Annotated in this window: 22 protein-coding genes; 7 read left to right on the forward strand and 15 right to left on the reverse strand. The window is 66.2% G+C overall.

Annotation, left to right across the window (positions count from 1 at the left end):
- Window positions 1-50 precede the first annotated feature (50 nt).
- From lpdA to ACGFZ3_RS12770, 7 genes are all read right to left on the reverse strand, one after another.
- A complete protein-coding gene (gene lpdA, locus ACGFZ3_RS12740) occupies window positions 51-1487 on the reverse strand; it encodes a dihydrolipoyl dehydrogenase (protein WP_392921529.1) in 1437 nt (478 codons plus the stop codon).
- A gap of 60 nt (window positions 1488-1547) precedes the next feature.
- Window positions 1548-2744: a dihydrolipoyllysine-residue succinyltransferase gene (gene sucB / locus ACGFZ3_RS12745; RefSeq protein ID WP_392921532.1), complete on the reverse strand. Its 1197-nt coding sequence runs from the start codon at window positions 2742-2744 to the stop codon at window positions 1548-1550.
- Between the two features lie 42 nt (window positions 2745-2786).
- Window positions 2787-5618 carry a 2-oxoglutarate dehydrogenase E1 component gene (locus ACGFZ3_RS12750; RefSeq protein WP_392921535.1) on the reverse strand — a complete coding sequence of 944 codons (2832 nt, stop codon included), beginning with the start codon at window positions 5616-5618 and terminating at the stop codon, window positions 2787-2789.
- 184 nt (window positions 5619-5802) lie between these two features.
- Window positions 5803-6327, reverse strand: coding sequence for a hypothetical protein (locus ACGFZ3_RS12755; protein WP_392921538.1), 525 nt, complete (start codon window positions 6325-6327; stop codon window positions 5803-5805).
- A gap of 1 nt (window position 6328) precedes the next feature.
- Window positions 6329-7762 carry a JmjC domain-containing protein gene (locus ACGFZ3_RS12760; RefSeq protein ID WP_392921541.1) on the reverse strand — a complete coding sequence of 478 codons (1434 nt, stop codon included), beginning with the start codon at window positions 7760-7762 and terminating at the stop codon, window positions 6329-6331.
- 477 nt (window positions 7763-8239) lie between these two features.
- Window positions 8240-9607: an adenylosuccinate lyase gene (gene purB / locus ACGFZ3_RS12765; RefSeq protein ID WP_392921544.1), complete on the reverse strand. Its 1368-nt coding sequence runs from the start codon at window positions 9605-9607 to the stop codon at window positions 8240-8242.
- 35 nt (window positions 9608-9642) lie between these two features.
- A complete protein-coding gene (locus tag ACGFZ3_RS12770; RefSeq protein ID WP_392921547.1) occupies window positions 9643-10977 on the reverse strand; it encodes a hemolysin family protein in 1335 nt (444 codons plus the stop codon).
- A gap of 320 nt (window positions 10978-11297) precedes the next feature.
- Here ACGFZ3_RS12770 and ACGFZ3_RS12775 point away from each other — a divergent pair, with 320 nt between their 5' ends.
- Window positions 11298-12710: a class II fumarate hydratase gene (locus ACGFZ3_RS12775; protein WP_392921550.1), complete on the forward strand. Its 1413-nt coding sequence runs from the start codon at window positions 11298-11300 to the stop codon at window positions 12708-12710.
- A gap of 286 nt (window positions 12711-12996) precedes the next feature.
- Here the strand turns inward: ACGFZ3_RS12775 and ACGFZ3_RS12780 are convergent, their stop codons facing one another.
- The 7 genes from ACGFZ3_RS12780 to ACGFZ3_RS12810 all read right to left on the reverse strand — a co-directional run bounded on the left by ACGFZ3_RS12780 (window position 12997) and on the right by ACGFZ3_RS12810 (window position 17546).
- Window positions 12997-13422: a hypothetical protein gene (locus ACGFZ3_RS12780; protein ID WP_392921552.1), complete on the reverse strand. Its 426-nt coding sequence runs from the start codon at window positions 13420-13422 to the stop codon at window positions 12997-12999.
- 92 nt (window positions 13423-13514) lie between these two features.
- Window positions 13515-14102: a DUF2884 family protein gene (locus ACGFZ3_RS12785; protein WP_392921555.1), complete on the reverse strand. Its 588-nt coding sequence runs from the start codon at window positions 14100-14102 to the stop codon at window positions 13515-13517.
- Between the two features lie 13 nt (window positions 14103-14115).
- Entirely contained in the window at window positions 14116-15003 is an 888-nt protein-coding gene (locus tag ACGFZ3_RS12790; protein ID WP_392921559.1) for a GIN domain-containing protein, read from the reverse strand.
- A 26-nt stretch (window positions 15004-15029) separates the two neighbouring features.
- On the reverse strand, window positions 15030-16061 hold the full coding sequence (locus ACGFZ3_RS12795; protein WP_392921562.1) for an ABC-2 transporter permease: 1032 nt from the start codon (window positions 16059-16061) through the stop codon (window positions 15030-15032).
- A complete protein-coding gene (locus tag ACGFZ3_RS12800) occupies window positions 16058-16933 on the reverse strand; it encodes an ABC transporter ATP-binding protein (protein ID WP_392921565.1) in 876 nt (291 codons plus the stop codon). The genes ACGFZ3_RS12795 and ACGFZ3_RS12800 overlap by 4 nt, the downstream gene beginning before the upstream one ends.
- A complete protein-coding gene (locus tag ACGFZ3_RS12805; RefSeq protein WP_392921568.1) occupies window positions 16930-17292 on the reverse strand; it encodes a GntR family transcriptional regulator in 363 nt (120 codons plus the stop codon). Before ACGFZ3_RS12805 ends, ACGFZ3_RS12800 begins: the two co-directional genes overlap by 4 nt.
- A 2-nt stretch (window positions 17293-17294) precedes the next feature.
- Window positions 17295-17546: a hypothetical protein gene (locus ACGFZ3_RS12810; protein WP_392921571.1), complete on the reverse strand. Its 252-nt coding sequence runs from the start codon at window positions 17544-17546 to the stop codon at window positions 17295-17297.
- A gap of 345 nt (window positions 17547-17891) precedes the next feature.
- Between ACGFZ3_RS12810 and ACGFZ3_RS12815 the strand changes: the two genes are divergently transcribed.
- The 6 genes from ACGFZ3_RS12815 to ACGFZ3_RS12840 all read left to right on the forward strand — a co-directional run bounded on the left by ACGFZ3_RS12815 (window position 17892) and on the right by ACGFZ3_RS12840 (window position 24106).
- Complete coding sequence (locus ACGFZ3_RS12815) at window positions 17892-18503, forward strand: glutathione peroxidase (RefSeq protein WP_392921573.1); 612 nt, start codon at window positions 17892-17894, stop codon at window positions 18501-18503.
- 84 nt (window positions 18504-18587) lie between these two features.
- Complete coding sequence (locus tag ACGFZ3_RS12820) at window positions 18588-19568, forward strand: FKBP-type peptidyl-prolyl cis-trans isomerase N-terminal domain-containing protein (RefSeq protein WP_392921576.1); 981 nt, start codon at window positions 18588-18590, stop codon at window positions 19566-19568.
- Between the two features lie 24 nt (window positions 19569-19592).
- Window positions 19593-20942 carry a UDP-glucose dehydrogenase family protein gene (locus ACGFZ3_RS12825; protein ID WP_392921579.1) on the forward strand — a complete coding sequence of 450 codons (1350 nt, stop codon included), beginning with the start codon at window positions 19593-19595 and terminating at the stop codon, window positions 20940-20942.
- Window positions 20935-21174: a SlyX family protein gene (locus ACGFZ3_RS12830; RefSeq protein WP_068852947.1), complete on the forward strand. Its 240-nt coding sequence runs from the start codon at window positions 20935-20937 to the stop codon at window positions 21172-21174. The genes ACGFZ3_RS12825 and ACGFZ3_RS12830 overlap by 8 nt, the downstream gene beginning before the upstream one ends.
- Window positions 21175-21187: 13 nt before the next feature.
- A complete protein-coding gene (locus ACGFZ3_RS12835) occupies window positions 21188-21883 on the forward strand; it encodes a DUF2058 family protein (protein ID WP_392921581.1) in 696 nt (231 codons plus the stop codon).
- Between the two features lie 159 nt (window positions 21884-22042).
- Window positions 22043-24106 carry an acyltransferase family protein gene (locus ACGFZ3_RS12840; protein WP_392921584.1) on the forward strand — a complete coding sequence of 688 codons (2064 nt, stop codon included), beginning with the start codon at window positions 22043-22045 and terminating at the stop codon, window positions 24104-24106.
- Window positions 24107-24156: 50 nt separating this feature from the next.
- Here ACGFZ3_RS12840 and ACGFZ3_RS12845 read toward each other — a convergent pair whose 3' ends face one another.
- Complete coding sequence (locus ACGFZ3_RS12845; protein WP_392921587.1) at window positions 24157-25359, reverse strand: MFS transporter; 1203 nt, start codon at window positions 25357-25359, stop codon at window positions 24157-24159.
- Window positions 25360-25428: the final 69 nt, after the last annotated feature.

The following is a 25428-nucleotide window of genomic DNA, read 5'->3' on the forward strand; positions in this document are numbered from 1 at the left end:
CAAAAAACCCCGCCAAGGCGGGGTTTTTCGTTGCATCACCACGGGGCCGGTCAGTTGGCCTTGTGGATCGCGCGCTTGCTCACGGCCATGGCGGCGTCGTGGACGACCTCCGACAGGGACGGGTGGGCGTGGCAGATGCGGGCCAGGTCGTCGGCCGAACCACTGAACTCCATGGTCAGCACGCCTTCGTGGACCAGCTCGGACACGTTGGCGCCGACCAGGTGCATGCCCAGGATGCGGTCGGTCTCGGCGTGGGCCAGGACCTTGACGAAGCCAGCCGGCTCGATCATCGCCACGGCACGGCCGTTGGCGGCGAACGGGAAGCTGCCGGCCTTGTACGGGATGCCTTCGGCCTTCAGCTGCTGCTCGGTCTTGCCCACCCAAGCCAGTTCCGGCTCGGTGTAGATGACCCACGGGATGGTGTCGAAGTTCACGTGGCCCGGCAGGCCCGCGATCAGTTCAGCCACCGCGATGCCTTCTTCGAAGCCCTTGTGCGCCAGCATCGGGCCGCGCACGCAGTCACCGACCGCCCACACACCGTCCACGCCGGTGTGGCAGTGGTCGTCCACTTCGATCTGGCCGCGTTCGTTGATCCTGACCCCGGTCCCTTCGGCCAGCAGGCCCTTGGTCGCGGCACGGCGGCCCACGGCCACCAGCAGCTTGTCCACCACCAGGCTCTTTTCGCCTTCGGCGTCGGTGTAGGTCAGGGCAACTTCCTTCTTCTTGCCCTTGCCGGTCACTTCAGCCTTCGAGACCTTGGCCCCCAGGCGGATGTCCAGGCCCTGCTTCTTGAATTCCTTGGCGGCGACCTTGGCCACTTCCGTATCGGCGGCGGCCAGGAAGTCCGGCAGGGCTTCCAGGATGGTCACTTCCGAACCCAGGCGCTTCCACACGCTGCCCAGTTCCAGGCCGATCACGCCGGCGCCGATCACGGCCAGGCGGGCCGGGACTTCGGTGAAGTCCAAGCCGCCGACGTTGTCGACGATGGTTTCGCCGTCGAATCTGGCGAACGGCAGTTCGATCGAATCCGACCCGGCGGCGATGATCACGTTGGTGCCCTTGAGCTCGACGATGGAACCGTCGTGCTGGGTGACCTTGACCACGTTGCCCGGCTGCAGCTCACCGAAACCGTAGTAGGCGGCAACCTTGTTGGCCTTGAACAGCATGCCGATGCCACCGGTGAACTGCTTGACGATCTTGTCCTTGCGGCCAATCATCGCCTCGACGTCCATCTTGGCATCCTTGAAGCTGATGCCGTGGTCGCCAAAGATGTGGCCCATGTTCCAGAACTGGCGCGAGGAGTCCAGCAGCGCCTTGGACGGAATGCAGCCCACGCGCAGGCAGGTCCCGCCCAGCGCCGGCTTGCCATCCTTGCCCAGGGCAGCGTCGATGCAGGCGGTCTTCAGACCCAGCTGCGCGGCGCGGATGGCAGCGTGGTAGCCGGCCGGGCCGGCACCGATGACGACAACGTCGAATTGTTCAGCCATTGAAAATTCCTTGATGCTTTACCAGAACCCCTCCGCGCAGGCGCGGAGGGGCGGGAGGTCTTACAGGCCGAACAGCATGCGGCCCGGGTTTTCCAGCTGGTTCTTGATGTCCACCAGGAACTGCACCGAATCCTTGCCGTCGATGATGCGGTGGTCATAGGACAGCGCCAGGTACATCATCGGCGCGATCACGACCTGGCCGTTCTGGGCGATCGGACGTTCCTTGATCGCGTGCATGCCCAGGATGGCGCTCTGCGGCGGGTTGATGATCGGGGTGGACAGCAGCGAACCGAAGGTGCCGCCGTTGGTCACGGTGAAGGTGCCGCCCTGCAGTTCTTCCAGGCTCAGCTTGCCGTCACGGGCCTTCTTGGCGTAGTCGGCAATGGTCTTCTCGATGTCGGCGAAGGACATGCGCTCGACGTTGCGCAGCACCGGCGTGACCAGGCCCTTTTCGGTCGAGACCGCGATGGAGATGTCCGAGTAGCCGTGGTAGATGATGTCGTCGCCGTCGATCGAGGCGTTGACCAGCGGGAAGCGCTGCAGCGCGTTGGCGGCGGCCTTCACGAAGAAGCTCATGAAGCCCAGCTTGATGCCGTGCGCCTTGACGAACTCGTCCTGCAGGTCCTTGCGCGCAGCCGACACCTTGGACAGGTCGACTTCGTTGAAGGTGGTCAGCATGGCGGTGGAGTTCTTGGACTCCATCAGGCGTTCGGCGATGCGCTTGCGGATGCGGGTCATCGGCACGCGTTCTTCCGGACGTGCGCCACCGGCCTTGCCGGCACCGCCGTTGCGGGCGAAGTTGACGATGTCTTCCTTGGTCACCGCACCGCGACGGCCGGTGCCGTCCACATCAGCGGGGTTCACGCCTTCGGTGATCGCGGTGAAGCGCGCGCCCGGGGGCAGGGCATCGGCAGCGGACTTCGCGGCCGGGGCCGGCGCGGCAGCAGCGGCCGGGGCAGCAGCCGGAGCCGGAGCGGCAGCCGCCGGCTTGGCTTCAGCCGCCGGAGCCGCAGCAGCGGCGCCTTCCTCGATGATCGCCACGACCTGGCTCGAGGTCACGGTGGCGCCGACCTCGAACTTGATTTCCTTCAGCACGCCATCAACCGGCGACGGCACTTCCAGCACGACCTTGTCGGTTTCCAGGTCGAGCAGGTTTTCGTCACGCTTGACGGCATCGCCGACCTTCTTGTGCCAGGTGGCGATGGTGCCGTCGGCGACGGATTCGGGCAGTACCGGGGCTTTGACTTCGGTGGCCATGCGGGGGCTTCCTGGTTTGTCTTTTCTGGAATGAGGGGAAAGTTATTCAGCGACCGCGTCGTTGAACGGGTTGACCAGTGCATCGGCGACCAGCTTCTGCTGCTCGATGATGTGGTCGGCCATGTGACCGGCAGCCGGCGAGGCGGACCGGGCGCGACCGGCGTAGTGCAGGCTCTGGCCATCGGCCAGGCAGAACTGCAGGTGGTGGCGGATCTGGTACCACGCGCCCTGGTTCTGCGGTTCTTCCTGCGTCCACACCACGTCGGTGGCCTTGCCGTACTTTTTCAGTTCGGCCGCCAGCAGCGCGCGCGGGAACGGGTACAGCTGTTCCACGCGGATGATGGCAACGTCGTCCTGGCCGCGCTTGGTCTGGTCTTCCAGCAGGTCGTAGTAGACCTTGCCCGAGCACAGCACCACGCGCTTGACCTTCTTCGCCTCCGCCTTGGCATCGCCGATCAGGTGCTGGAATTCGCCGTTGGCCAGCTCGTCCAGGGTCGACACGGCCAGCTTGTGGCGCAGCAGCGACTTGGGCGACATCACCACCAGCGGCTTGCGGGTGGTGAGGTGCAGCTGGCGGCGCAGCATGTGGAACGCCTGCGCCGGGGTCGACGGGACCACCACCAGCATGTTTTCCAGCGCGCACAGCTGCAGGAACCGCTCCAGACGTGCCGAGCTGTGTTCCGGGCCTTGCCCTTCATACCCGTGCGGCAACAGCAGGGTCAGGCCGGAGATACGGCCCCACTTGGCTTCGCCGGCCGCGATGAACTGGTCGATCACCACCTGGGCGCCGTTGGCGAAATCGCCGAACTGGCCTTCCCAGATGCACAGGGTGTTGGGATCGGTGGTCGAGAACCCGTACTCATAGGCCATCACCGCTTCTTCGCTGAGCAGCGAATCAATGACGGTGGCCTTTTCCGGCGAATCCACCAGCTGACGCAGCGGCAGGTAGTAGTTGTCGGTCTTCTGGTCGTGCAGGATCGCGTGGCGGTGGGTGAACGTACCGCGGCCGACGTCCTGTCCGACCAGGCGCAGCGCGTGGCCTTCGTCAAGCAGGGTGGCGTAGGCGAGGTTCTCGGCAAAGCCCCAGTCGCCCGGGATCTCGCCGGCGGCCATCTTGCGGCGGTCGTCGTACACCTTGGCCACGCGTGAGTGCAGTTCCACTTCGGCCGGCACGGTGTTGATCAGCTCGGCCAGCTGCTTCAGCTTCGCCGGGTCCACCTTGGTGGAAACCGGGTCGGACAGCTTGCCTTCCAGCAGCTTGGGCCAATCGACAAACAGCGCGCTGCTGGGCGGCGTCTTCTCGACCTTGGCCAGTTCGGTGGTGACTTCACCGGCGTCCAGCTTCTCGCGGTAGGCATCGACCATCGCCTTGCCGGCACCGGCGGCGATCACGCCGGCCTGTTCCAGCTGCGCGGCGTACAGCTCGCGGGTGGTCTGGTGCTTGCGGATCACCTGGTACATCAGCGGCTGGGTGATCGCCGGTTCGTCGGCCTCGTTGTGGCCCCAACGGCGATAGCACATCAGGTCGATGACCACGTCCTTGGCGAACTTCTGGCGGAACTCGAAGGCCAGCTTCGCGGCGAACACCACGGCCTCGGGATCGTCACCGTTCACGTGCAGCACGGGCGCGGCGATCATCTTGGCGACGTCGGTGGCGTAACGGGTCGAGCGGGTGTCTTCCGGGTTCGAGGTCGTGAAGCCCACCTGGTTGTTGACCACGATGTGCACGGTGCCACCGACGGCGAAGCCGCGGGCCTGCGACATCTGGAACAGTTCCATGACCACGCCCTGGCCGGAGAAGGCCGCGTCGCCGTGGATCAGGATCGGCATGACCTGCTTGCGGGCAGTGTCCTTGCGGCGCTCCTGGCGCGAACGCACCGAACCGGCCACGACCGGGTCGGCGATTTCCAGGTGCGACGGGTTGAACGCCAGCGCCAGGTGGACCGGGCCACCGTCGGTGGCCACGTCGGCCGAGAAGCCCATGTGGTACTTCACGTCGCCGGCGGAGGCGTGCTCGTCGTGCTCGAACTTGCCTTCGAACTCGTCAAACAGCTTGCGCGGGTTCTTGCCGAGGGTGTTGACCAGCACGTTGAGGCGGCCGCGGTGGGCCATGCCGATCACCACGTCCTTGACGCCATCCTTGCCGGCGTCACGGATGATGGTATCCATCATCGGGATCAGCGAATCGCCGCCTTCGAGCGAGAAGCGCTTCTGGCCGACGTACTTGGTATGCAGGTAGCGTTCCAGGCCTTCGGCGGCGGTCAGGCGCTCCAGCGTGCGGCGCTGGGTATCCGCGTCCAGGCTGTAGTTGCCACCGGCCAGTTCCAGGCGCTGGTAGATCCACTGGCGCTGCTCGACCTCGGAAATGTGCATGAATTCCGCACCGATCGAGCCGGTGTAGGTCTTCTTCAGACGCTCCAGCAGGTCGCGCAGCTTCATCCGCGGCTGGCCACCGACACCGCCGGTGCTGAACTCGGCGTTGAGGTCACCTTCCGACAGGCTGTGGAACGGCAGGCCAAGGTCCGGCGAATTGACCGCCTGGGCCAGGCCCAGCGGGTCCAGGCGGGCATCCAGGTGGCCGCGCGAACGGTACGCGGTGATCAGGCGACCGACATTGCGCTCACGTTCGTCGCTGGCACCGGAGTTGCCGCCGCCCTTGACGGCGTTTTTGGCAGCGTCGGCGATATGGGCGATGACGGCCGAATGCGGAATGTCACCGGCTTCGCGGCCCTTGAAGCCGTCGAAGTAGGTCTTCCATTTGGGATCGACACTGTCCGGAGAAACGAGGTACTGCTCGTACAGATCCTCGATATAGGAGGCGTTGCCGCCGGCGAGCTGCGAAGACTGCGCAAACTGCTTCAGTAGATTGTCCACGATGGAGGGTCGGATTCGCTTGTGGGGTAAGGCTTCGATGATCCGGCAGGGAAAATGAATAGCCCTGCACGGGCGGTATCTAACGGTCCAAATTGTACCCCCATCGAGACAGGAAGGGGCACCGGAACGGCCCGCGGCGGGGCCGTGGTGTCATTCCCAGACAGGTTCGGGGCCGGGAAGTGGACTACAGGCCGAGCGCGCGCAGTTCGCTGCAATCGCGCGAACGTTCCCATACGCGCTGTAAACCGTCCTGCAACGGTCGCGAACGTGCCGGCATGGCAAGCCCGGCTTCGCCGTTGAAGCGCAGCCCACTCAGACGAAAGTAGTAGTCGCCGGCATCGTTGAGCAGGCAGGCCGAAGCCAGGGCGCGGTCAATCGGGTCGGTCACCTGGCGCACGCGGAACACGGTGGGCAGGCGCTGGACCAGGCCCAGGAGGGGTGAGCCGGCCTGGGCGATCGCCGTGGCGTCGTGGACGATCAGGTGCACCTGCTTGTCGTGGCGGGCGGTGGCGAAGCGGCGCAGCGCCTCCAGCACCGGTGGTGCATCGAGCAGGCCGGGGTCGAGCACGCGGCTGTGCAGCCACAGCTGGCGGCGGGCGCGATCGACCAGGGCGGTGGTGATGGCCACCGCCTCGTCGGCGGTGTCGATGGCGACCGCGCCGCCCGGCACGCGGCGCATGTGCGGGTCGGCGCTGCCGGGCCCGGTCATGTCAGGAGCCGGCGCCGCCGTCGGGGGTGCCGACGGCCTGGTCGTCGTCGCTGTCATCGGTGTCGTCGAAATCGACGATCACTTCGACGCCGTCGTCGTGGATGGTCACTTCGTGCACGTTGGCCTCGACATCTTCATCCTCGACGACCTCGACCGTTTCGGTGGCGTCGAGGATTTCGTATCCGGCCACCGCGTCGTCCCCGTACTCGTCTTCGTCGTCGAACGCGTCGCCGTCGAGCAGCTGGTAATAGCCACCGGCCACCAGCGCGTGCAGGGCGTCGCGGCCCTTGGCCGAGAGCTTCTGGTACAGGGCGCCACCGACCTGTTCGGCGGCGGCCAGGGTCTGGGCGTCCTTCACCGGCAGGGCGAATTCGAGGCCGCTGCAGTACAGGCTGGCGCCGCGCTTGGCCCGGCGCCAGGCCAGGCGGGCCCACGGGTGGCGGCCGAGCTCGATACCTTCGGCCAGGGCGGCTTCGATGTCTTCGCGCGGGAGCGGTTCGCCGGAAGCGACCACGTCACCGGCGGCGCGGTAGGTGGTGATGAAGCGGCCGAACCAGTCGCCGAGGCGGTCGGGGTCGTTCATGCGGATGGCGTTGAGGGCCTGGACCACGCGGCCCATGGCCACGGCGTCGATTTCGTTGGGGTCTTCGGGCACCTTCAGGTCCGGGTCCTGGTAGCGGATGGCCTCGTCGGCATCCATGATCAGGGTGTCCAGGTAGTCGCTGATCAGCTCGGCGGAGGCGGGGGCGCGCATGCCGAAGGAGAAGGTCAGGCAGGGGTCTTCGGCGACGCCGTTGTGGGGGACGTTGGGCGGCAGGTACAGCATGTCGCCGGGTTCGAGCACCCAGTCGTGGGTGGGCTTGAAGCGGCGCAGCAGCTTGAGTTCGACGTCGTTGCGGAATTCCAGCGGGGGCCGCTTGCCCCGGGTGGATTCGCTGGCGTCGATCTGCCAGCGGCGGTGGCCGTAGGCCTGCAGCAGGAACACGTCGTACTGGTCGACATGGGCGCCGACCGAGCCACCGGTGGCGGCGAAGCTGATCATCACATCGTCCATGCGCCAGCGCGGCAGGAAGTCGAAGTGGCTGATCAGGGCACGCACATCCGGGTCCCACTTGTCGACGTCCTGGACCAGCAGGGTCCAGTCGTGATCAGGCATGCCGGGGAATTCTTCTTCCTGGAACGGGCCGGTGCGCACGGACCAGCCGTCGGTGGCGCGGTCGTGGGTGATCAGGCGGGCGAGGGCGGTTTCCTCGCAGGCCAGGCCGGCCAGGTCTTCGGGCTGGAGCGGGGTTTCAAAATCGGGGAAGGCGCCGCGGATCAGCAGCGGGCGCTTCTGCCAGTAGTCGCGCAGGAAGGTCGCGGCGGGCATGCCCAGCGGCAGGCCGGGGCGGGCCTGGACTTCGATGACGGGGGTTTTGGTCTTGCGCACAGCCATGGGGGGAATCCTTGCAGCGTCGAGGCGGGATACCCGGCTATTGTCTGCTGGTTCCGTGTCATGTGCACCTGCGTTGGGTTGTCGCGGAGAGCGCAGGCGCTTCGGGATATACGTGCAGTAAGGCCGGCGGGCAGTCCCCTACGGGACACGCCGTGAACCCGTCCATGGGGGCTTGGCAAAAACATCCATGTTTTTGACAGTCCCTACGGGGACTGCCCGCCGGCCTTCCCCGACAGTGCGTCGCGCTGGGCGGACGGAAGAGCGGCGACGCAGGGCGTCGCTCTACGTTGCACGATGGCCTGACGTAACGGTGTGGGGCATTGGCACACCGCCGGTAGGGTTGGGTCCCAAGCAACTGCCGTGAACCTGTCTGCGCCCGGTGACGCATTGAAATGACCGACATGGCGGTGCGCCAAACGAAAACGGGGCGCCGGAATTGCCGACGCCCCGTCTGGGGGCACTGCTTTGTTTCGCGAATCAAATCGCCTTGGCCAAACCCGCTGCCAGGCCGATGTAGCCGCCCGGGGTCAATTCGCGCAGGTTCTGCTTGGCGTCTTCCGGCAGGTCCAGCGATTCCACGAATGCCTTCATCGACTCGGCGGTGATGCCCTGGCCACGGGTCAGGGCCTTGAGCTGTTCGTACGGGTTCGGCAGGCCATGACGGCGCATCACCGTCTGCACGGCTTCGGCCAGCACTTCCCACGCGGCGTCCAGGTCGGCGTTGAGGCGTTCGGGGTTCACGGTCAGCTTGCCCAGCCCCTTGGCCAGCGAGTCCAACGCGACCTGGCTGTGGCCGAAGGCGGTGCCCACCGCGCGCAGCACGGTGGAGTCGGTGAGGTCGCGCTGCCAGCGGCTGATCGGCAGCTTGGCGCTGAAGTGTTCGAACAGGGCGTTGGCGATGCCGAAGTTGCCTTCAGCGTTCTCGAAGTCGATCGGGTTGACCTTGTGCGGCATGGTCGAGGAGCCGACTTCGCCCTCCTTGAGCTTCTGCTTGAAGTAGCCGAGCGAGATGTAGCCCCAGATGTCGCGGGCCAGGTCGATCAGGATGATGTTGGCGCGGCGGGCGGCGTCGCCGATTTCGGCGATGTTGTCGTGCGGCTCGATCTGGGTGGTGTAGGGGTTGAACACCAGGCCCAGGCTTTCGACGAAGCGCTTGGCGAAGGCCGGCCAGTCCACGTCGGGGTAGGCGATGGCGTGGGCGTTGTAGTTGCCCACCGCGCCGTTGACCTTGCCGGTCAGCTCGACCGCGGCGATCTGGCGGCGCTGGCGCTCGAGGCGGGCGACCACGTTGGCCACTTCCTTGCCCAGGGTGGTGGGCGAGGCGGTCTGGCCGTGGGTGCGCGACAGCATCGGCTGTTCGGCCTGGGCATGGGCCAGCGCGCGCAGGCGGGCGGCGATGTCGTCCAGCGACGGCAGCAGCACGGTGCGGCGGGCTTCTTCCAGCATCAGGCCGTAGCTGAGGTTGTTGATGTCTTCGCTGGTGCAGGCGAAATGCACGAATTCCAGGGCCGGGGCCAGCTCGGCGTCGTCCTTCAGCTGCTCCTTGATGAAGTACTCCACGGCCTTGACGTCGTGGTTGGTGGTGCGCTCGATTTCCTTGACGCGCGCGGCGTGGGCCGGGGCGAAATCACCGGCCAGGGCGCGCAGGCGCGCGGCGGCAGCGGCCGGGAACGGCGCCAGCTCGGCGATGCCCGGTTCGTTGGCCAGGGCCAGCAGCCACTCCACTTCGACCTTCACGCGGGCCTTGATCAGGCCGTATTCGGAGAAGATCGGGCGCAGGGCGTCGACCTTGCCGGCATAGCGGCCATCAAGCGGGGACAGGGCGAGCAGGGCGAATTCGGACATGGCGGGCGCAGGCAATGACGGCGGGGGCCGTCATTCTACGCTGCCCCGGGGTCGTCGTCGGCCTCTTCGGGCGCCAGCCGTACGGTGACCGCCTGGATCCGGTGGCCGGCCATGCGCTTGACGGTGAACAGCTGGCCATCGATGCGCACGTCCTCGCCTTCCTCGGGCAGGCGCTGCAGCTGGTGCACGATCAGCCCACCCACCGAATTGAGGTGCTCGGGCGCGGCCAGGTCACGCCCCAGCAGGCGTTCGAGGCGGAAGATGGAGGTGGAGCCAGCCACCAGCAGGCTGCCGTCGGCGCCGCGGGTGGGGGCGTCCTTGACCACGTGCGGATGCTCGTCCTCGATATCGCCGACCACCACCTCCAGCAGGTCCTCCAGGGTGAAATAACCCAGGATGCGGCCATGTTCCTCGACGCACAGGGCCATGTGCGTGGTGCCGGTGCGGAAGCGTTCCAGCACGGCGGTGACCGGGGTTTCCAGCGCGATCAGGTTGGCCGGGCGCAGCAGGGCGCGCAGGTCGTCGGTGGGCTGGCCGCGGGCGATCTCCACCAGCAGGTCCTTCATGTGCAGGATGCCCAGTACTTCTTCGCCATCGGCGTCGAACCACGGGTAGCGGCTGTAGCGGCTTTCGGCGAATTCGGCCATGACCGCGGCCAGGCTCATGCCCTGGCGGAACACGCGCATGTGTTCGCGCGGGCGCATCAGGTCGCCGGCCACCAGTTCGGGCAGCTCGAGTGCGTGGCTCATCAGCGTCAGGTCCTGGTCCGGCGCGCCGGCGCCGGGCTGTTGGCGCGCGACGATCAGCTTCAACTCTTCGCGGGAATAGCGGTGCGAGGTGTGTTCCACGTCGCCCCAGCCGGCCAGTCGCAGCAGTGCATTGGCGCTGTGGTTGAGCAGCCATATCGCCGGGAACATGGCCCAGTAGAACAGGTACAGCGGTGCAGCGGTCCACAGCGACATGGCTTCGGGCCTGCGGATCGCCATCGATTTCGGTGCCAGTTCACCCAACACGATGTGCAGGAACGAGATCAGGCTGAAGGCGATGATGAAGGCGGTCAGGCGTGCACCTTCCGGGCCCATGCCGAGTGCATCGAACAGCGGCTGCAGCAGGTGCGCGAACGCCGGCTCACCGACCCAGCCCAGGCCCAGCGAGGACAGCGTGATGCCCAGCTGGCAGGCCGAGAGGTAGGCGTCCAGGTGCGAATGCACGTTGAGCAGCAGGCGGCCACGCCAGCCGTGCCGGGCCGCAAGCCCCACGGCCTGGGTGTGGCGCAGTTTGACCAAGGCGAACTCGGCGGCCACGAAGAAGCCGTTGAGCACCACCAGGAACAAGGCCAGCAGCAGAAGCAGCAGGTTGCCGACGATCATGGCCGGCCCCGGCGGAAGATATAGGCAGGCCACGAAAGGAGCGGCGTAGCCGCGAGTAACGTCGCATGGCGACGGCCCCGAAGGGGGGCACGGCAAGGCCGGGCATACCGTTGGTCGTGGCGCGAACTACAGTGGGGGTCGTCGCCCATGGACGGAGGTGATGCCTGAATGAACACGAATTCCGAGTCTAGCCGATGCGGGCTGTGGTTGGGATTCACTCCCGCATGGGAGTATCGTGGCCGCAGCCGCCAGCCAGGGAATGAAGGCCCGTTGCCAGCCGCCGTTCCCTTTCCCAATTGAAAGAATCGCGGAGTAATGCAATGAGCAAGGGTTTCAGGACCGAGCACGACAGCATGGGCGAACTGCAGGTCCCTGCAGACGCGCTGTGGGGCGCACAGACGCAGCGCGCGGTGGACAACTTCCCGGTCTCGGGCCAACGCATGCCGCGCGGTTTCATCCGGGCGCTGGGCCTGGTGAAGGGGGCCGCGGCGGCGGTCAACGCCGAGCTGGGCCACTTGCCGAAAAATGTCGGCAAGGCGATCGAAGCTGCGGCAGACGAGGTGGCTGAAGGCCGCCACGACGCGCACTTCCCGATCGATATCTACCAGACCGGCTCGGGCACGTCGTCGAACATGAATGCCAACGAGGTCATCGCAACCCTGGCCAACCGTGCTGGCAAGGCGGGCAGGATCACGGTGCACCCCAACGACCACGTCAACCAGGGCCAGAGCTCCAACGATGTCATCCCGACGGCGCTGCGGGTATCGGCGCTGCTGGGCGTGCAGGAGCAGCTGCTGCCGGCGCTGGTGCACCTGCGCAAGACCATCGACAAGCGTGGCCGCGCGCTGCGCAAGGTGGTCAAGACCGGGCGCACGCACTTGATGGATGCGATGCCGCTGACCTTCGAACAGGAATTCGGCGCATGGTCGGCGCAGCTGTCGTCGGCGCAGGAACGCCTGGAGGACAGCCTGAAGCGGCTGCGCCGGCTGCCGCTGGGCGGCACGGCGATCGGCACCGGCATCAATGCGGACCCGCGCTTCGGCGAGCGGGTGGCCAAGCGCCTGAAGCAGCAGACCGGGGTGCGCTTTGACAGCGCGGAAAACAAGTTCGAAGGTCTTGCGGCGCAGGATGATGCGGTGGAACTGTCGGGGCAGCTCAATGCGCTGGCAGTGGCGCTGATCAAGATCGCCAACGACCTGCGCTGGATGAATGCCGGTCCGCTGGCGGGCCTGGGAGAGATCGAGCTGCCGGCGCTGCAGCCGGGGAGTTCGATCATGCCGGGCAAGGTCAATCCGGTGATTCCGGAAGCAACGGTGATGGTGTGCGCGCAGGTGATCGGGCACCACACGGCGATCACGGTGGCGGGGCAGACGGGCAACTTCCAGTTGAACGTGACGCTGCCGCTGATCGCGGCGAACCTGCTGGATGGCATCGGTCTGCTCTCCAACATCTCGCGGTTGCTGGCCGACACGGCCATCGCGGGGCTGAAGGTGCGCGAAGACCGCGTACGCGAGGCGCTGGGCCGCAACCCGATCCTGGTGACGGCGTTGAACCCGATCATCGGGTACGAAAAGGCCGCGGCAATCGCCAAGCGCGCGTACAAGGAACAGCGGCCGGTGCTGGATGTGGCCAAGGAAGACAGCGGGTTGTCCGAAGCCGAGCTGCGCCGGTTGCTGGATCCTGCGGCGCTTACTGCCGGCGGCATTCATGCCGGTGGTGGTGGTGGTGGCTGAAAGCTAAGAGCGAAAAGCAGCGTTTCCATCTCTGCGAGTGGGGCGGCCGTCGGGCAGCCCCCTACGGGACACGCCGTAAATACATCCATGTAGGCTTGGCAAAAACATCCATGTTTTTGACAGTCCCTACGGAGGCTGCCCGCCGACCGCCCCGGACAGTGGGTCGCGTGCGGAGGCAAACGGCAGACACGCATGGCGTGTCCCTCGCCGGCCCAAGCCAGAGACACGTGCAGACCAAGGCTTCGGCCTTTGACGTTGACGTTGACGTTGACGTTGACGTTCGAGATCAGCGCCGATCCGCCATCAAATTGTCGAACGTCTCGGTGTAATCCTTGAACTGCGGAATACGCGTGACCAGGTCCGGCGGGATCGGCTGCATGCCCGGCGGTACCTGGATCTTCACCGCGCGCTTGTCCGGGTCGTACGGGGCATCGGTGAGGGTGTTCTGGCGCAGCACCTGCAGCTGGCCGAACATCTGCTGCAGCAGCGCGTGCTGGCTGTCGTCGAGCGGAATTTCGATCTCGTCGATCTTCATGTGGCCGTTGGGCAGCACGATGATGTTCGGCGCCGGCGCGCGACGCACGGTGAGCATGCCGTCGCTGACGGTGATCTTCGGCTTGCCGCGCTCGGCGCGGTGGTTGCGGTATTCCTGGTCGCAGCCGGTGGCGGCAAGGCAGAACAGGGCCAACAGCAGGAGGTACAGCTTCTTCATGGCCGGCAGTGCACAAAAAAGGGGAGGGCTAGTGTAGCCCTCCCCCCGTGCAGCGGGCCTGACTGCGACCGGATGTCGCAGGTGCCGCTGGCTCAGCTGTGGCAGTCGTCGATGTCGCTCTGGTCCATGGTGGCGTAGGGCTGGAACGCCGGCAGCGCCGCCGCCAGCGCCTGCTGCTTGGCCATCATCGTCGGCAGCAGCTCGCACAGCTGCTTGGCGCTGGCTTCGATCTTGGCCGCTTCGGCGTTCACCCGCTCCTCGATGCCCTGGGTGTCGCCGGAGAACACGCCGCGCAGGGCCTCGCCGGCGGCCTTCACGCCCAGGCTGGCACCGGCCACGCCGATGTCCATGCCTGCGCCCGCCAGCGTTTCCACCTGCTTGCGGTAGTCCAGCAGCAGCGCCCGCTGCTGGGCATCGATGGTGACCGCCTTGCCGTTGATCAGCAGGTCTCCCTGCGGCGTGATCTCGGCCTTGTCGTTCTGGTCGTTGGAAATCTTGATGTTGCCCTGGGCGATTTCCACCCGCGCCTTGTCGGTAGCGTCCTTGACCTTCTTTCCGATCGAATCGGCATCCACCACCGGCTTGCCGGTGGACGGATCGGTCCGGTTCGAATCGGTGTTGTTGCAGGCCGCCAACGGCAGGCACAACAGCAGGGTGGGCAGCAGCAGTCGCAGGTTCATGGTCAGGCCTCCGTTATTTGCCGCGCGGCAGCTGGACCTTGCCGCCGACGCCTCTGTGGGTGATATCGCCGCTGCCGCTGTTGGCGACGGTCAGGTCACCGCTCACATCACGCACCGTCACATCCCCCGAGCCATGTCGTTCGACCGTGACGCTGCCACCGACGCCGTCGGCTTCAAAGTCGCCCGAGCCGATGTTGCCCAGGCTTACACTGCCTTTGACCTGGCGCAGGTCCACGTCGCCGGAACCGACCGTCTTGATGTCGACGTTGCCCGCGACGCCATCCAGGGTCAGATCGCCCGAACCGATCGTGCCGACCGTGGCTTTGCCCCGCAGGTTGCGGGCGTTGAAGTCGCCCGAACCGACCGACAGCAGGTTCAGCCCACCGGCACCATCGAGCTCGACATCGCCCGAGCCGATCGCGGCGGTCACCAGCCCCTTGATCTCGCGCAGCTTGATGTCACCCGAGCCGACGTCGGCACTGAGCGAATGCGCTCCGGTCACGCTGGCATCGCCGGAACCGACCTTCATCTGCACCAGCACGTTGTCCGGGAGGGTGCCGCGCAGGTCCAGGTAGGCGTAGCTGTTGCCGCTCATGTTCCAGCTCAGCCCCTGGTTCTCGCGCTGCAGCTTCACCACCAGCTTGTCGCCGACCTTCTGCTGGGTCACGGTCAGCTGTGGCAGCCAGTCTGCATTCGAAGCGCAGGCACGTCCGCCGAGCTGGGCAGCCCCGGGACCGGCCTGCAGTACCAGGTCATGCTGGTTGACCTCGAACACGATCGCCTTGGCCCCGGCCACGTCGAGCTTGAGATCGCGCGGGGCATTGAATTTGCACTGGGGCTCATCGGCCAGTGCAGTCAGCGGCAGCAACAGCAGGGAAGCAACGGCTAGGGTGCGGATCATGGCGGAATTCCTCGACGACGTCAGGGTCAGATTTCGCCGGCGCGGCGGCGCAGGCGGATGGCGATGATGATGAACACGACACCGGCAACCGCGCCGATCCAGAGCTCGGGCAGGGCCAGCGCGGCCAGCTGGCTGGCCGGCGACAGCGCCGCGGCCACGTTGTCGCTGTCGCGCATCACCGATTGCAGCTGGTCGGTGCGGTAGAACAGGTCACTGCCCGGCAGCGTGCCCAGCAGCAGGCGACCCACGATGTGCTGCCAGAACCAGCCGCTTGTCATGTCGAACAGGGTCATGATGCGCGTGGTGCTGACGATGATGCCGGCGAACAGCGGCAGCATCACCGCCCACAGGAACGGCTTGGACTTGGCCCAGGCCGACCACATCAGCAGCCAGCCCACGGTCGGCAGCGCCCACAGCAGGTACACCGGCAGCCAGGACAGGTGACTGGCCACGAAGGCCAGCGGACTGGCGGGGCCCCAGATCAGGGTCAGCGGATTGCCGCCGTGGGTCAGCACGACGACCGAGAGAATCGCCATGAAGCCGAACATGGTCAGTACCGACGCGATCACCGCGATGACCGGGGCCACCAGCAGCGCACTGAGCGCCTTGGACAGCACGGTCTGGGTGTCCGACAGCGGCAGCGACTTCCAGAACAGGATGCTGCGGTCGCGGCGGTCGTCGTACAGCGCACCCAGGCAGTAGAAGAACACCACGAACGCCAGCACCACGAACGGCCACAGCGAGCTCAGCACCAGGGTGGCGTCCAGCGCATTGCCCAGCTCGGCCATGCCCTTGGCATCCATGTGGGCGGTCAGCAGCTTCAGGTCCAGCCCGTTGATGTTGATGTCGGTGTTGTCGATGTGCAGGTCGCCGCTCTGTGCGGCCCGGCGCAGGCCCCACAGGCCGAGCAGGATGCCGATCAGGCTCATCACCAGCGAGATGGCGCCGGCGATCAGCGGGGCCCACAGGAACCCGCCGCGGTTTTCCCAGTACTCGCGCTTGAGCAGCCACTTGAAGGTGCTGGCCTTGCTGATGGGGTGGAAGTGGACGGTGTTCATGCGTAGGTTCCCTTCATGATGGCCACGAACAGATCCGCCAGCCCCGGGCTGCGGATTTCGCCAAGCGGCGTGAGCTGGGCGCGCGGCACCCCGTCGAACAGCAGCACGGTCTTGCCGAACGGCAGGCTGCGCTCGTCGATCGGCTTGAGCGCACGCGCCGCCTCCAGCGTTTCGGCCGATACCAGTGCTTCGGTATAGCGCTCACCGACGTCCTCCATGTCGGTGGTGAGCACGATGCGGCCGTCGCGGATGAACATCACGTCGGTGAGAATGTGTTCGATCTCTTCCACCTGGTGGGTGGTCACGATGATCGTCTTCTGTTCGTCGAAATAGTCTTCCAGCAGGCGCTGGTAGAACTCCTTGCGGTACAGGATGTCCAGGCCCAGGGTGGGCTCGTCCAGCACCAGCACCTTGGCATCGATGGCCATCACCAGGGCCAGGTGCAGCTGCACGATCATGCCCTTGGACAGTTCGCGCACGCGCTGGCGCGGCTGCAGCTTGGTGGAGGCCAGGAAGCGTTCGCAGCGGGCGCGGTCGAAACGTGGGTGGACTCCGGCGACAAAGTCGATCGCTTCGCGCACCTTCATCCAGCGCGGCAACACCGCCACGTCGGCGATGAAGCACACATCATTCATGAGTGCATTGCGCTGCACGGTCGGGTCCAGGCCCAGCACGCTCAGTTCGCCCTCGACCTGGGTCAAGCCCAGCAGCGCCTTGAGCAGGGTGGTCTTGCCCGCCCCATTGGGGCCGATCAGGCCGGTGATCCGGCCCGGGGCGATGGTGAAGCTGGTGTTGTCCAGCGCGAGCGTGGATTTGTAGGCCTTGCGCAGGCCACGAGCGGAAATGACAACATCACTGGCAACGGCATTCATGAGGACTTCCCCTGGGGCAGCAAATCGTCGAGGTGCAGGCCCAGGCGCTGGATGCGCTCCAGGACCAGCGGCCATTCTTCGTTGAGGAAGCGGTCGCGCTCGCTGCTGCGCAGCTGCGTGGCCGCTTCTTCGGTCATGAACATGCCCAGCCCGCGGCGCTTCTCGACCAGGCCTTCATCGGCCAGTTCCTGGTAGGCGCGCGAAACGGTAATGGGATTGAGCTGGTACTCGGCGGCCACCTGTCGAACCGAAGGCAGCGCGTCGCCCGGCTTGATGATGCCGTCGAGCATCATGGCGATGACGCGTTCTTTCAGCTGACGGTAGATCGGAGCACCATCGCTCCATTGGATATCGCTCATGGTCAGCTCCGTGGGTTCAGCGACTGTGCGAATGAGAAGTAAGGCATGGACAGGGAGCTGTGCAGCCGGCGGGGGGGCGTGGGGGCGCCGTCGGCGTTCCCTGCCTGGATCACGCCTGCGTCCTGCGGGCCTTCAAACGCACCGGTGGCGGTCTCGCTGCCACGGTCACCGGCGGGGATGCTGAACCAGCCCAGCAACAGCAGCGCGGACGCAGCTGTCAGGGCTTTGGCGGAGTGGTGGCGCATGCGGTTCATGGGCTTCCCCTGCATCAGGTGACTGGTGTTGTATGCAACTATAACACCGGCACAGCCGAGTGCAATACCCGACATACCCCAACTGATGGCAGGGGGCACACCAGGACCGGACTGCGTAGCCCAACGCATTGATACTAAAGGAATCAATATCGGGTCAGAGAGGCTGCTCCGGTCCGCCAGCATTCAGCGGCGTGATGGCCGTGTGCGTCAATCGCCAGCAAATCGAACCCCGGTAGATGCCGACCGTTGGTCGGCACGCTCTCAACGCCCGCGAAAAACCCCCGGTGATATAGTCCTCCTGCCCCTGCAGAACAGGGTTTTCCAGCCCCTTTACCGGAGTTTCCAATGCCCCAGTCCCACCGCGCGATCTCCCCGTTCCATGCCACCCGGGCGCGCGCCCGCCGCTGGGGCACTGGGCTGCTGCTGCTGGTCGGTCTGCTGGGCGCCGGTTCCGCCTGCGCCGCCGATCTGCTGGACCTCAACTACCGCCCATTGGCTGGCAAGACCGAGGTGAACCTGGAGAAGCAGTACGGCGGCAAGGTGCTGCTGGTGGTCAATACCGCCAGCAAGTGCGGGTTCACCCCGCAGTACGAGGCGCTGGAAGGCCTGCAGACCCGGTACGCCGCGCGCGGCTTCTCGGTGCTGGGCTTCCCCTCCAATGACTTCAAGGGCCAGGAGCCCGGCAGCGAGGCCCAGATCCAGGAGTTCTGCACGCTCACTTATGGCGTGAAGTTCCCGATGTTCCAGAAGGTGCAGGTCACCGGCGCCGCAGCCACGCCGCTGTACCAGCGCCTGGCCGCCGCCACCGGTGTGGCACCGGGCTGGAATTTCCACAAATACCTGCTGTCGCGCGATGGTCGGGTGGTGGCGCAGTTCCCCAGCAAGGTCAAGCCCGACGACAAGGAACTGGTCGCGGCCATCGAACGCGAGCTGTCTGTGGCGCCTGCCAGACGCTGACATCCTCGACATCTCGCACGTGCGTGCGACAATGATCGCTTTCGCGCCGACGTCGGCGTCCAGTCACTTCCAGGAAAGCAGCAAATGAAGATGGGAATGCGCGGCGCCGCGGCGTCGGTTCTGATTCTGGCGATGGGTGCCACCGGTACCGTGATGTCGCAACAACCGGCCGCAGGCGCGGCCGCCAAGGAGACTTCTGCTTTGACCTCCCAGCGTGAAAAAGTCGGCTACGCCATTGGTATGGACGTGGCCAAGTCGTTCGAGCCGATCGCCGACCAGATCGACCTAGCCGCCCTGCGTCGTGCGGTGACCAACGCCTTCGAAGGCAAGCAGCCGCTGATCACCCAGGACGAAGCGCAGAAGACCGACCAGGCGCTGCGGATGGCCATGGCCGTCAAGGCCGGGCAGCCGGTCCAGGGCATGGCCCCGGGCACCGAGCCGCCGAAGGTGGACCGTGAAAAGGTCGGCCTGATGCTGGGCAGCTACGCGGTGGGCCCGTCGCTGGCGCCGCTGAAGGACCAGGTGGACCTGGATGCGCTGTTCGACGCGGTGCAGACCGCGTTCGCCAAGGGCACCCCGAAGATGACCGCCGAACAGGCCCAGTCCACCATGGAAGGCTTCATGGCCGCCCAGCAGGCCGAAATGCAGGCCAAGGCTGCCGCCCAGGGCGAGACCAACCGCCGCGCCGGCAATGATTTCCTGGCCAAGAACAAGACCCAGCCGGGCGTCGTCACCACCGCGTCGGGCCTGCAGTACCAGGTGATCCGCGCCGGTTCGGGCGCTCGCCCGACGGAGTTCAGCAAGGTCAAGGTGAACTACGAAGGCAAGCTGCTCGACGGCACTGTCTTCGACAGCAGCTACCAGCGCGGCCAGCCGATCGAATTCGGCCTGGACCAGGTGGTCAAGGGCTGGTCGGAAGGCGTGCAGCTGATGCCGGTGGGTTCCAAGTACCGCTTCTGGATTCCGGGCGAGCTGGCCTATGGCGAGCAGGGCACGCCGGGCGGTCCGATCGGTCCGAACGCGACGCTGAGCTTCGACGTCGAACTGCTGGGCATTGCTCCGTAAAACGGAACTGGAGTCACCACGGACATGCGCGTCTCAATCTTCGGTACCGGCTACGTCGGTCTGGTCACGGGTACCTGCCTGGCCGACGTCGGCCACCAGGTGGTCTGTGTCGATATCGACCAGGCCAAGGTCGATGGCCTCAACAACGGGGTCATCCCGATCTACGAGCCGGGCCTGGAGCCGATGGTCAAGGCCAACCATGCCGCCTCGCGGCTGGCCTTCACCACCGACGCCGCTGCTGCCATCGCGCATGGCCAGGTGATCTTCATTGCCGTCGGCACGCCACCGGACGAGGACGGCAGTGCCGACCTGCAGTACGTGCTGGCCGTGGCCCGCACCATTGGCCGGCACATGCGTGTGCCGACCGTGGTCGTGAACAAGTCGACCGTGCCGGTAGGCACGGCCGACAAGGTGCGTGCCGCCATCGCCCAGGCCTTGGCCGAGCGCGGCGAGGAGATCGCGTTCGATGTGGTCTCCAACCCCGAATTCCTGAAGGAAGGCGACGCGGTGGCCGACTGCATGCGGCCGGACCGTATCGTGATCGGTGCGGCCAACGCCGAGTCGGTGGCCTTGATGCGTCGTCTGTATGCGCCGTTCAATCGCAACCACGACCGCGTGGTGGAAATGGACGTGCGCTCGGCCGAGCTGACCAAGTACGCCGCCAACGCCATGCTGGCAACCAAGATCTCGTTCATGAACGAGATCGCCAACATCGCTGAAAAAGTCGGCGCCGATGTCGAACAGGTCCGCCAGGGCATCGGGTCGGATCCGCGCATTGGCTGGCATTTCATCTACCCGGGCGCCGGTTATGGCGGCTCGTGTTTCCCCAAGGACGTTCAGGCGCTTGCCCGCACCGCGCAGCAGTACGGCCACGAGCCCAGACTGCTCAATGCGGTGGAAGCCGTCAACGATGCGCAGAAGGGCCATCTGTTCCAGCTGATCCAGCGCCACTACGACCGTGGTGAGGATGAGGGCGTGCGCGGCCGCACCTTCGCGGTGTGGGGCCTGGCCTTCAAGCCCAACACCGATGACATGCGCGAAGCCTCCAGCCGCCGCCTGCTGGCGCAGCTGTGGGAAGGCGGTGCCAAGGTCCGCGCGTACGACCCGGAAGCCACCGACGAGGCCCGCCGGATTTTCGGCGAGCGCGACGACCTGGTGTTCTGCGACAGCGCCAATGCGGCGCTGGAGGGCGCCGATGCGCTGGTGGTGGTCACCGAATGGAAGCAGTTCCGCAGCCCGGATTTCGTCCACCTGCGCGAAACGCTGAAAGATGCCGTCGTATTCGACGGCCGCAACCTGTACGACCCGCAGGAGATCGAAGCTGCGGGCCTGGCCTACTACGGCATTGGCCGGGGACGTTCGCTGCATGCATGACTCAACCCCCACCGCGCGTGAGCAGGCGCTGGAAGCGCGTCTGGTCGAACTTGAGATGCGCGTGTCCTTCCAGGAACAGGCATTGGCCGAGCTGAGCGAAGCCCTGGCCGATGCCCGCATCGAGGGCAGCCGCAACGCGGATCTGACCCGTCTGCTGCTGGAGGACCTGGGCAAGGTCCGCAACGCGCTGTATTCCGATTCGGGCGAAGAACCGCCGCCCCCGCACTATTGATCGACCCAACGTCATGAGCGATACCCTCCGCGACCAGCTGCTGGGCCTTGGCTTCAAAGCCGCGCCCAAGCCCGAACGCAAGCCCGACGCCCGCCGTGATGGCCGGCCCTCCAACGCGCCGCAGGGCGCCCGACCACCAGCCAAGGCCGGCGAGGGCGCACGTGGGCCGCGCGACGGCCAGCGCCCGCCGCGCGAGGGCGATGCCCGCCGTGGCCCGCAGGGCAAGGGCCGCCCCGGCGGCAACGCACGTCAGAACCCCGGACAGGCCAAGCCGCGCTCGCGCGAGGATATCGACCTGGCCAAGGCCTACGCGATCCGCGCGCAGAAGGAAAAGGACGACCGCATCGAAGCCGAGCGCCTGAAGCAGGAAGAGGCGCGTGTGCGCCGCGAAGCCAAGGTCAAGCTCGACGAGCTGCTCAAGGGCAAGGCGCTCAACGATGAAGCGGCCGACATCGCGCGGCACTTCCCGTACGGCGGCAAGATCAAGCGCATCTACGTCAACGCCGAGCAGCTTCGCCAGCTCAACGCCGGTGAACTGGGCGTGGTACAAAGCACCGGGCGCTACCTGCTGGTAACGGCGGCGGTGCTGGACGAGGCCGAAGCCATCTTCGCGCCGGCCGTGGCGCTGCGCGTGGACCCCAACGCACCGGCTGAAGACGACCCGTACGCCGATCCGGCCTACCAGGTGCCTGACGACCTGGTCTGGTAACGCGGGTATCGAGCAACGGTCGATACCTACCGGGCGGCATTTGCGCCATCGGACACCCGGCGGGATGCAACAACGCGGCAGCGCACGACCGTTGGTCGTGCGGCAGACGTAAGACACACCGGCGTTCCGCGCAGCGGCTCATCGGGCAACGGAGCGTGCATGCAGGAACGCCAGTCTCGACATACCTACGTCCCGCACATCGACGGCCTGCGTGCCGTCGCAGTGTTGTCGGTGATCCTGTACCACCTCAAGGCAAGCTGGCTGCCCGGTGGTTTCACCGGTGTGGATGTGTTTTTCGTGATTTCCGGCTTTGTGGTGAGCGCCTCGGTTGATCGCCTGCCGGCGCTCGGCGGTTGGCAGGGCCTGCTGCGCTTCTACGCACGCCGCATCCGCCGCATCGTGCCGGCGCTGGTGGTCTGCCTGCTCATCACCGCGCTGCTCAGTGCGTTGTTCATTCCCGAATCCTGGCTCAGCGAGACCAGCGACAAGACCGGTCGCCGCGCCTTCTTTGGACTGAGCAACTGGGTGCTGGCCGCTACGGGCAACGACTACTTCTCGCCACGCACCGAATTCAACCCTTACACCCACACCTGGTCGCTGGGCGTTGAGGAGCAGTTTTACCTGCTGTTCCCGCTGCTGTTCCTGGCGTGGTCACGCGGCGGGCGGGGACGCGCGGTGTCGCTGGGGCTGATCGCCGTGGCCACCGTCGCCTCGTTGGCATACGCGCTGCGGCTTGCCGGGCAGGGTGGGCAGGAGATCCAGTCCTTCTACATCACTACCACCCGTTTCTGGCAGCTCGGTGCCGGTGTGCTGCTCTACCAGGGCATGACCCTGGCAGGCCGTTTCGATGCGGTGCCAGTGGCGCGGGGACTGTCGTGGCGTTCGCCGGTGTTGTTGCTGGCAGTGTCCGTGCTGGGCTACGGGCTGTGGGCCGCGCGACCCGGACATTCGCCGTGGCCGGACGGACTGTGGCCGGTGGCGTCCACGCTGATGCTGCTGGGACTGCTGCAGCAGCACCGGCAGGGCTGGACCGCCCGCGCGCTGGCCAGCCCGACGATGGTGTGGGTCGGCAGGCTGTCGTATTCGCTGTACCTGTGGCACTGGCCGGTATTCGTGCTGTTCCGCTGGACGGTGGGGCTGGAAACGGCGTTGGAAGGTGCTACTGCAGTGGCACTGGTGTTCGCGTTGGCCTGGCTTTCCTGGCGCTGGGTGGAGCAACCCCTGCGGCATGGCGCACGCGGCCCGCGCACCAACGGGCGCTGGGTGCTGCTCGGGCTGGTGGTGCTGGTGCTGGGCGCGGGCCTGCAGTCGGTGCTGGTCAAGCACCAGCGGCACATTTCCTTCAGTACGGTCAGCCGCCATCCACTTGACTGGTATCCATATGCGAAAGGGCTGAAGAAGGAAGTGCCCGATTGCCGCGTGGTGGAATCGAGCATCCCGGTGGTGGGCGGCCAGGCACGCCTGCTGCAGCGGGGCGACTGCCCGGGTGGCAGCGGCGCGGCCCAGGTGCTGTTCGTGGCCGGTGATTCGCACGCGCTGGTTTACAACGAGCTGCTGCGCCGCAAGGTGGTCCAGGACGGCGGGCAGGTGCGTCTGTATGGCAGCGGCGGCTGCGCGCTCGCTGGCATGCAGGCCTGGCGTGGGCCAAACCCGGCCTGCGGGGTGTACACCCGCAACGTGCTGGAGGACATCCAGGCCACCGCGCGGGCCGGTGACGTGCTGTTCCTGCCCGGGCTGCGCATTCCACGCCTGGCCGAGCAGTATCAGCTGTTCGATGCCGCGCAGGTCAGCGCCGATCTCGCCAGCCCGGCAGCGGTGGAGGGTCGCGCGGCGGAGGTCGTTGCGGCAATCGAACAGCTTCGCCCGTTGGCCGAGCACGGCGTGCGGATCGTGCTGGAAGCACCCAAGCCCGTACTGCCGGCGCCGCCGTACCGCTGCTCGGATGCGTTCAACCGGCACAACCCCATCTGCATCAATGGCATGCAGATTCCGCGAGCGGAGGTGGAAGCGATGCGAGCGCCGGTCCTGGACAGCCTGCGCCAGGTCGCCGCCGCGCTGCCGGGTGCAAGCGTGTGGGATCCGCTGCCGACGTTGTGTCCGGGCGAGGTGTGCCAGCCCGACGAGGATGGCAGACCGTTGTATTTCGACGCCGATCACCTGAGCGGGTATGGCAACCGGGTGTTGCTGCCCGATTTCCGCAGCCACCTGCAAGCGGAGCGGTAGGGCAGGTTCCTGAACGACTGCCGCCATCGGCAGTCGATCGGGGTGCGACCCTACCGGCGGCCTGGCGTACCCGGTTTCCGCAGCAACGGCAGGCTGATTGCGAAGAAGCACAGCAGTGCGCCGGCGAAGGCGAACCCTGCACCTGCCAGGAACGCGGTGCGGCCCTGGTCGATGTTCCACAGCTGGCCGGCGATCAGCGCGCCGAGCACGCCGCCGACGCCTGACGAGAACCCATACAGCAGCCCCTGGCCGTGCCCGTTGAGGCGGCCTGGGAAGTAGGTCGCCAGCATCTGCATGGCCGCTGCGAAGAAGGCGGCAAAGCCCAGCGCATGCGCGGTCTGCGCCACCAGCATCATCCCGAGGTGGTCGGGGAACAGTGCGGTGACCGTCCAGCGCAGGGTCGAACTGACCAATGCGATCAGCAGCATCCAGCTGGCGTCGTAACGGCGGAAGAAGCGGCCGATGGTGAAGAACACGCCGACCTCGAACACCACGCCGATCGTCCACAGCAGCCCCAGCGTCGAGGTGGCATAGCCGTGGTGGTCCATGTAGACCGAAAAGAACGTGTAGTACGGCCCGAACGACAGCTGCTCCATGAATGCGGCGAGGAAGAACGCCAGCACCTGCGGCTTGCGCACGATCTTCCAGAAGCCGCTGGCATCAGCGCCGGCCCGATGCAGGTCGCGAGCGTAGTGGTTGGCAAACGCAGACCCCACCAGCAGGGCAAACAACGGCAGCATCAGCCACGGCAACAGCTGCGCATTGCCGGCGCCGCCCTTTCCTTCAATGAGCCAGCCAAAGCCCATCACCACCGCGATGAAGCCCAGTGAGCCCCACACCCGGATCAGTCCATAGCGGTGGCTGTCGTTGCCCAGGTGGGTAAGGGTGATCGATTCGAACTGCGGCATCACCGCGTTGTAGAAGAAGCAGAACACCACCATGGCCGGGTACATCCACGGCTGTGGCAGTGGCAGCAGGAACGCGCAGAAGGTGAGCAGGGTCAACACGCTGCCCACGCGCAGCCAGCGGATCGGGTGCGGCGAGGCGGCGGCAATGGATGTCCACGTCGTGGGTGCCACGATACGGGTGGCGTACCAGATGCCCATCATCACGCTTATGCCGGTCACACTCATCCCGCGCGCGGTCAGGAACAGCGACCAGTACGGGGTGAATGCACCCAGGGCGGCGTAGTAGAACAGGTAGAAGCTGGAGAGGCGGGCGACCGGGACAGGGTCGCGGAGCAGCGGGGTCATGCCAGGTCTCGAAGGATGTACCGATCAACGCTCGGTACCTGCCGAAGGGGCAGCAGGGTAGCACCCGAC

This window comes from Stenotrophomonas sp. NPDC047960, assembly GCF_043204395.1.
Taxonomy (GTDB): domain Bacteria; phylum Pseudomonadota; class Gammaproteobacteria; order Xanthomonadales; family Xanthomonadaceae; genus Stenotrophomonas.

Coding starts and splice junctions, on each gene's coding strand:
- ACGFZ3_RS12825 (WP_392921579.1), top strand. CDS start 19,593: ATGCGCGTCTCAATCTTCGGTACCGGCTACGTCGGTCTGGTCACGGGT.
- ACGFZ3_RS12820 (WP_392921576.1), top strand. CDS start 18,588: ATGAAGATGGGAATGCGCGGCGCCGCGGCGTCGGTTCTGATTCTGGCG.
- ACGFZ3_RS12790 (WP_392921559.1), bottom strand. CDS start 15,003: ATGATCCGCACCCTAGCCGTTGCTTCCCTGCTGTTGCTGCCGCTGACT.
- lpdA (WP_392921529.1), bottom strand. CDS start 1,487: ATGGCTGAACAATTCGACGTTGTCGTCATCGGTGCCGGCCCGGCCGGC.
- ACGFZ3_RS12835 (WP_392921581.1), top strand. CDS start 21,188: ATGAGCGATACCCTCCGCGACCAGCTGCTGGGCCTTGGCTTCAAAGCC.
- ACGFZ3_RS12780 (WP_392921552.1), bottom strand. CDS start 13,422: ATGAAGAAGCTGTACCTCCTGCTGTTGGCCCTGTTCTGCCTTGCCGCC.
- ACGFZ3_RS12840 (WP_392921584.1), top strand. CDS start 22,043: ATGCAGGAACGCCAGTCTCGACATACCTACGTCCCGCACATCGACGGC.
- ACGFZ3_RS12800 (WP_392921565.1), bottom strand. CDS start 16,933: ATGAATGCCGTTGCCAGTGATGTTGTCATTTCCGCTCGTGGCCTGCGC.
- ACGFZ3_RS12805 (WP_392921568.1), bottom strand. CDS start 17,292: ATGAGCGATATCCAATGGAGCGATGGTGCTCCGATCTACCGTCAGCTG.
- ACGFZ3_RS12755 (WP_392921538.1), bottom strand. CDS start 6,327: ATGACCGGGCCCGGCAGCGCCGACCCGCACATGCGCCGCGTGCCGGGC.
- sucB (WP_392921532.1), bottom strand. CDS start 2,744: ATGGCCACCGAAGTCAAAGCCCCGGTACTGCCCGAATCCGTCGCCGAC.
- ACGFZ3_RS12770 (WP_392921547.1), bottom strand. CDS start 10,977: ATGATCGTCGGCAACCTGCTGCTTCTGCTGCTGGCCTTGTTCCTGGTG.
- ACGFZ3_RS12775 (WP_392921550.1), top strand. CDS start 11,298: ATGAGCAAGGGTTTCAGGACCGAGCACGACAGCATGGGCGAACTGCAG.
- ACGFZ3_RS12795 (WP_392921562.1), bottom strand. CDS start 16,061: ATGAACACCGTCCACTTCCACCCCATCAGCAAGGCCAGCACCTTCAAG.
- ACGFZ3_RS12830 (WP_068852947.1), top strand. CDS start 20,935: ATGCATGACTCAACCCCCACCGCGCGTGAGCAGGCGCTGGAAGCGCGT.
- ACGFZ3_RS12810 (WP_392921571.1), bottom strand. CDS start 17,546: ATGAACCGCATGCGCCACCACTCCGCCAAAGCCCTGACAGCTGCGTCC.
- ACGFZ3_RS12760 (WP_392921541.1), bottom strand. CDS start 7,762: ATGGCTGTGCGCAAGACCAAAACCCCCGTCATCGAAGTCCAGGCCCGC.
- ACGFZ3_RS12785 (WP_392921555.1), bottom strand. CDS start 14,102: ATGAACCTGCGACTGCTGCTGCCCACCCTGCTGTTGTGCCTGCCGTTG.
- purB (WP_392921544.1), bottom strand. CDS start 9,607: ATGTCCGAATTCGCCCTGCTCGCCCTGTCCCCGCTTGATGGCCGCTAT.
- ACGFZ3_RS12815 (WP_392921573.1), top strand. CDS start 17,892: ATGCCCCAGTCCCACCGCGCGATCTCCCCGTTCCATGCCACCCGGGCG.
- ACGFZ3_RS12845 (WP_392921587.1), bottom strand. CDS start 25,359: ATGACCCCGCTGCTCCGCGACCCTGTCCCGGTCGCCCGCCTCTCCAGC.